The sequence below is a fragment of the Streptomyces sp. NPDC090445 genome, assembly GCF_044769385.1.
Taxonomy (GTDB): domain Bacteria; phylum Actinomycetota; class Actinomycetes; order Streptomycetales; family Streptomycetaceae; genus Streptomyces.
Window position 1 is genome coordinate 83944 of sequence record NZ_JBIVXV010000013.1, and the last position, 5190, is coordinate 89133.

Below are 5190 nucleotides of genomic sequence, written 5' to 3' on the forward strand. Positions count from 1 at the left end.
GGGCGGGAGCCGGTGCCGGCCGGGTGCGTGCGCGGGCACGGCGCCGCGCCGGGCGCCGACCGGGGTCAGCGGGCGGCCGCGGTGCGGGCGGTGAGCTGGTCGAACCGGCGGGCGAGGTCCTCCTGCTCGCGGGTCAGGTTCTCCAACCGCCTGCGCAGCCGCGCCAGTTCGTCGCCGAGGTCGAGGACGACGGCCCCGCCCTGGGGGGCCGGCGCCGAGGCCCGCGGCCCGGCGGTGCCGGGCCGCGGCGGGAGGGAGCGGACCACCTGCGCCGCCGGGCGCACCGCGGCAGGGGCCGGCTCGCGGCCGGGGCTGAGGATCGACCGGACCCGTCGGCGCAGCGCCGCACCGGGTTCCACCCCCAGCTCCTCGGCCAGCCGCGTCCGGGCCCGCTCGTACGTGCCGAGCGCCTCCGCCTGCCGGCCGCAGCGGTGGAGGGCGACCATCAGCAGCTCGTAGAACCGCTCCCGGACCTGGTTGTCACCGATGAGCTCCTCGAGCTCGCCGGTGATCTCGTGGTGCAGGCCGGCCCGCAGGCTGGCCTCGTAGAGCGTCTCCAGGGCGACCAGCCGGTTCTCCTCCAGCTGGGCGGCCTCCGCCAGGCAGATGTCCCCGCCGAGGCTGCCCTGCAGCGCGGGGCCCCGCCACAGGGCGAGCGCCTGGCGCAGCAGGTGGACGGCCTGCTCGGGGTCGGTGGCGATCACGGCCCGGCCCTGGGCGCACAGCCGGTGGAACCTGCCGGCGTCGGTCGCGTCCGGCCCGGTGTGCAGCTGGTAGCCCAGCGCGTGGGTGTCGATCCGCTCCTGACCGGTCGATCCGGCGTCCTCCAGCAGCTTCCTGAGCCGGGCGATGTGGGCCTGGAGGGCGTTGGCCGGGTTCGCCGGCGGGTGCTCGCCCCACAGCTCGTCGATCAGGCGGTGGTACGACAGCAGATGGCCGGCCTTCACGACCAGGGCGCCCAGCAGGACGCGCTGCTTGGAGCCCGTGGGTACGATCCGCAGGCCGCTCCGCTCGTCGTGGATCTCTACAGGGCCGAGAATGCGGAACTGCATCTTTCCTCACCTATGCGTCCGGATGGGGTCGTGGGACGGGTGCCGGGGCGTCAGCGCAGGGAGTTCGGGTCGGCGAAACCGAGCGGGACGGCCGGGGTCCTGCCGCGGACCATGTCGGCGACGGCCTCGCCGATCCCGGTCGCGTGCTTGAAGCCGTGGCTGTTGCACCCGCCCGCGACGATGATCCGCGGGTCGTGCCGCAGCGGGCCGAGGACGAACTGGCCGTCCGGGGTGCGCGCGTACAGGTTGGCCGTGGCCCGCGAGGGGGTGTCGCCGAGGCCGGGCACGGCCGCCGGGAGGATGCGGGAGAGCACCGACCAGTCGGCAGGGGAGACCGAGCGGTCCATGTTCTCGGGGTCGACGACGCGGAAGTGGCGTCCCCCGTCCTCCAGGCCGAGCTTGACCTCGGTGCCGCCGGGCAGGGTGCCGTGGCCCCAGATCACGTTCCCGTCGGCCAGCTCGCGCATGAACACCGGCAGCCGCTCCAGGGTGAACCGCGGATCGGGCTCGGCCGGGGTGAACCAGGTCGTCGGCATCCGCAGCACGTCGAGGGGGAGCCCCGGCACCAGCTGGGACAGCCACGGTCCCGCGGCCACCACCACCCGGGCCACGCGGAGCGTCCGCAGCGCGGTGCGCACCACGATGCCGTCGCCGCCGGGTTCGATCGCGGTGACCCGGGTGTCGGTGACCACCCGGGCCCCGGCCGCCCGGGCCGCGTCGACCGCCGCGGCGATGGTGTGCTCGGGGTAGGTCAGCCCGCCGGCCGGCTCCAGCACGCCCACGTGGTCGTCCGGCAGCCCGGCATGCGCGGGGACCCGCTCGCGCATGGCGGCCGGGTCGAGCAGCTCGACGTCCAGCCGGTGCTCGCGGGCCGCCCGCAGCGCACCGCCGACGATCCGCCCGCCGGGCGGGCCGATCAGCATGGCCCCGGTCCGCTCCATCAGCACCCGGCCGGTCTGCTCCTCCAGCTCGGCCCACAGCTCCCGCGAGCGCTGCGCGAGCGGGACCAGGCCCGGGTGCTCCAGGCAGGCGGTGCGGAACATCCGGCTCTCGCCGTACGAGGAACCGTGCACGTTGCCGATGCCGTAGCGGTCGATGCCGATGACGTCGACCCCGTGCCGGGCCAGCTGCCACAGGGCGCAGGCGCCCCAGGCGCCCAGCCCCACGACGGCGGCCTCGGCGTCCAGGCCGGTGGCTGTACGGGCCATGTCCCCTTCTCCTCTTCTCCTCGTGTCCGTCTCGTGTCGCGATGTGCTCCGGTGCGGCCCCGCCGGCGCGTGCTGCCGCCGGCGGGGCCGGTGGGTCCGGCTCAGCCAGCCGCCGGCACCGCGGCGGCCTCCGCCCCGGCGGCCGCACCGGCCCCGCCGGTGAAGGAGGGGGCGACCTGCAGGGCGAACAGCTCCATGGCCCGCGCCGCCCGCTCGAACGGCAGGTGGCCGGGGCTGAACTGGAGGCTCAGGCACAGGTCCGACCCGTACTCGGCGGCGATCTCCCGGACCTGCTCGGTGACGTCCTGCGGGGTGCCGGCGAGGACCTTGCCGTCGGCCAGCGCCCGGTCGAAGTCGTAGCCGCGGGCCTTCTCCACGAACCGCTCGTAGCCGGGGTACTGGCTGCTGCGGGTGTGGGCCCAGGACGAGACCGCCTCGGCCATCCGGGACACGTAGTTCTGCTCCTGCTCGCGGGCGTCCGCCAGCGCCAGGCCGCGGTCCTCGGACACGTAGCAGGTGTACTTCACCTGGATCCGCCCGCCGCCCGGGTGCCCGGCGGCGGCGCGCGCCTGCCGGTAGCCCTCGATCATCTCCTTCAGGCCCTGACGGGTGGTCACCGACGGCACGACCTGGAGGTGGTGGCCGGCCCGGCCGGCCGCCGCGCAGGAGTCCGGGCTGCTGGCGGAGGCGACGAACACCGGCGGGTGGGGCTGCTGGTAGGGGCGGGGGAAGCCGGTGAAGGGGCCGAACCGGTGGACGGCGCCCTCGAAGACCGTGTTCTCCTCGGTCCACAGCGCGATGCAGGCCGCGATGCCGTCGTCGAACCGGGCGCGGCTCTCCTCGATCGGCACGCCGAAGGCCTCGAACTCGTCGGGCAGGAACGCCCGTCCGAAGCCGACGTCGAGGCGGCCGTGCGAGAGGTTGTCGAGCATCGCCAGGGTGGCGGCGAGCTTGACGGGGTGGGTGAAGGCGGCGATCACGGCGCCGGTCGCGAGCCGGATGCGGCTGGTCCGCGCGGCGGCGGCGGCCAGGAACGCCACCGGATCGGGACTGTAGCCGCCGTACGGGGAGCCGTAGTGCTCGACGATCTGTACGTGCTCGTAGCCGAGCGACTCGGCCAGTTCGACCAGCCGAAGACTCTCGGCGTAATACTCGGCAGCACTCTTCCGTTCCGGGTCCACGACCGGGAAGAAATTGACTCCGAATTCCATGACGACTCCGTCCGAAGGTTCGGTGCGGGGGCACTGGGGAAATAGGGCGAGATAATCGGTGAATGCGCCCGGAGAGCAGAACGATAACCGGGCGGGCGGCCGCGGCCGGATTTTCGCGACCGCCCTCCCAGCGGGGTTCCAACGGCTCTCAAGCGAGCGTGGGGCGCGGTCCTCCGCGCCGGGGGCGGCGGGGGTGGCAGGGGTGGCAGGGGTGGCAGGGGTGGTGGGGGCCGCTCAGCGGGCTGCCGCGCGGTCGGCCGCGGACAGCGCCCGCCACCAGGCGTCCACCGTCGGCGTGGCGATGAGCTCGGGGAACGTGACCTCGACGCCGCGCTGCTGGCAGAGGCTCACGACCTGCATAACCGCGATCGAGTGCAGGCCGTAATCGACGAGGTCCTCGTCGTCGCCCGGCATCTCGTGGGCTGCCAGCCCCATGCTGTCGGCGATCAGGGAGCGCAGTACTTCCTTGGTCATGGGCACTTCTTCGGACATGGGCGGGGTCTCGGATGCGGTGTTCATGGCCAGGAAACGTAGCATCGGAAATGCTCCGGCGAAATCCCCTCCGCGGCTCCTGAATTTCCCGCTGGGACGGTATTGGCGAAGCGCTTGAAACGCGCTTGAGAAACCGGCGCCGGCGGCCCGTCCGCGGCTACCTTCTGCTCTCGGGAGGACGCCCCGCACCGTGCGGCGGCCCCCCGGGACACGGACACCGCAGACGTTGGGAGTGAGGATGGAACGGCGAGCACAGGGCTGGCCCGCATCCAGTGGGACCGCCGCGCTGCGGGTCCTGCCCGGCGGAGCCGAGCCGGCCCGGCCCCGCGGCCGGCACACCCTCCTGCCCCCGCTCGCGGACCGGGCCGCGCCGCCCGCCGCGTACCGGTGGGCGCCGTCCCACCACGACGTCGTCCGCCCCGAGGAGCCCGCGCCCGACGGCGCGGACACCGTCCGGGTCTTCCTGCTGGCGCCCGACGCCCTCGCCCGGGCCGGCCTGCGCGCCCTGCTGGAGAGCCAGCCGGGGGTCGTGGTCGCGGCCGAGGGCGAACCCGGCCCCCGGGCCCTGGCGGACCTGAGGATCAGCTGCCCCGACGTCATGGTGCTCCACGGGGTGCCGGACCCGCAGCTGATCGGGCTGCCCGGAAGCCAGGACCTCGGCGGGACACCGCTGCTGGCCGTCGGCGGCCCGGAGCCGGCCGAGCCCGGCCCCCACCTGAACGGCTCCCTCCCCGCCACGGTGGCGCCCGCGGACCTCGCCGCCGCGGTGCGGATGGCTGCCGCCGGCTACCACCTCAGCCGCCGGCCGTCCCGGCGGACACCCGACGACGACGGAGGCTTCCGCCGCGCCGAGGTCTCCGACGTCGACCCCGCCGAACTGACGGCGCGGGAGACCGAGGTACTGGACCTGATCGCCCGCGGCCTGTCCAACGCGGAGATCGCCGACGAGCTGATGCTCTCGGAGCACACCGTCAAGTCCCACGTGCAGAACCTGCTGGGCAAGCTCCGGCTGCGCAGCCGCGTCCAGGCCGTGGTCTACGCGTACGAGACCGGGCTGCGGCGGACCCGCTGACCGCCCGCCGGCCACACCCGGGCACGTCAGGCGCGTCAGCCGTCCGTCAAGCGCCCGGGCCAGCATGCATTTCGATCTCGTCGACCCCAGGTGGTCGGCTGCGCCTGCCCCCGGCCCGTCGGGCCGCGGCGGCCGGCTCGACAGGAGGGGAAGAG

At 74.7% G+C, this 5190-nt stretch carries 5 protein-coding genes; 1 reads left to right on the forward strand and 4 read right to left on the reverse strand.

Features of this window, described 5'->3' with window-relative positions; translation table 11 throughout:
* Positions 1 to 65: 65 nt before the first annotated feature.
* The 4 genes from ACIQUT_RS23745 to ACIQUT_RS23760 all read right to left on the reverse strand — a co-directional run bounded on the left by ACIQUT_RS23745 (position 66) and on the right by ACIQUT_RS23760 (position 3990).
* On the reverse strand, positions 66 to 1052 hold the full coding sequence (locus tag ACIQUT_RS23745; RefSeq protein WP_403565423.1) for a BTAD domain-containing putative transcriptional regulator: 987 nt from the start codon (positions 1050 to 1052) through the stop codon (positions 66 to 68).
* Between the two features lie 50 nt (positions 1053 to 1102).
* Complete coding sequence (solA, locus tag ACIQUT_RS23750; protein ID WP_403565425.1) at positions 1103 to 2260, reverse strand: N-methyl-L-tryptophan oxidase; 1158 nt, start codon at positions 2258 to 2260, stop codon at positions 1103 to 1105.
* A gap of 101 nt (positions 2261 to 2361) precedes the next feature.
* Positions 2362 to 3471: an LLM class flavin-dependent oxidoreductase gene (locus tag ACIQUT_RS23755; protein WP_403565427.1), complete on the reverse strand. Its 1110-nt coding sequence runs from the start codon at positions 3469 to 3471 to the stop codon at positions 2362 to 2364.
* A 234-nt stretch (positions 3472 to 3705) separates the two neighbouring features.
* Positions 3706 to 3990 (reverse strand): phosphopantetheine-binding protein, encoded by a 285-nt coding sequence (locus ACIQUT_RS23760; protein ID WP_403565428.1) that lies wholly within the window; start codon positions 3988 to 3990, stop codon positions 3706 to 3708.
* A 211-nt stretch (positions 3991 to 4201) separates the two neighbouring features.
* On the opposite strand from ACIQUT_RS23760, the gene ACIQUT_RS23765 reads away from it, so the two are divergent.
* A complete protein-coding gene (locus ACIQUT_RS23765; protein WP_403565429.1) occupies positions 4202 to 5035 on the forward strand; it encodes a response regulator transcription factor in 834 nt (277 codons plus the stop codon).
* Positions 5036 to 5190: the final 155 nt, after the last annotated feature.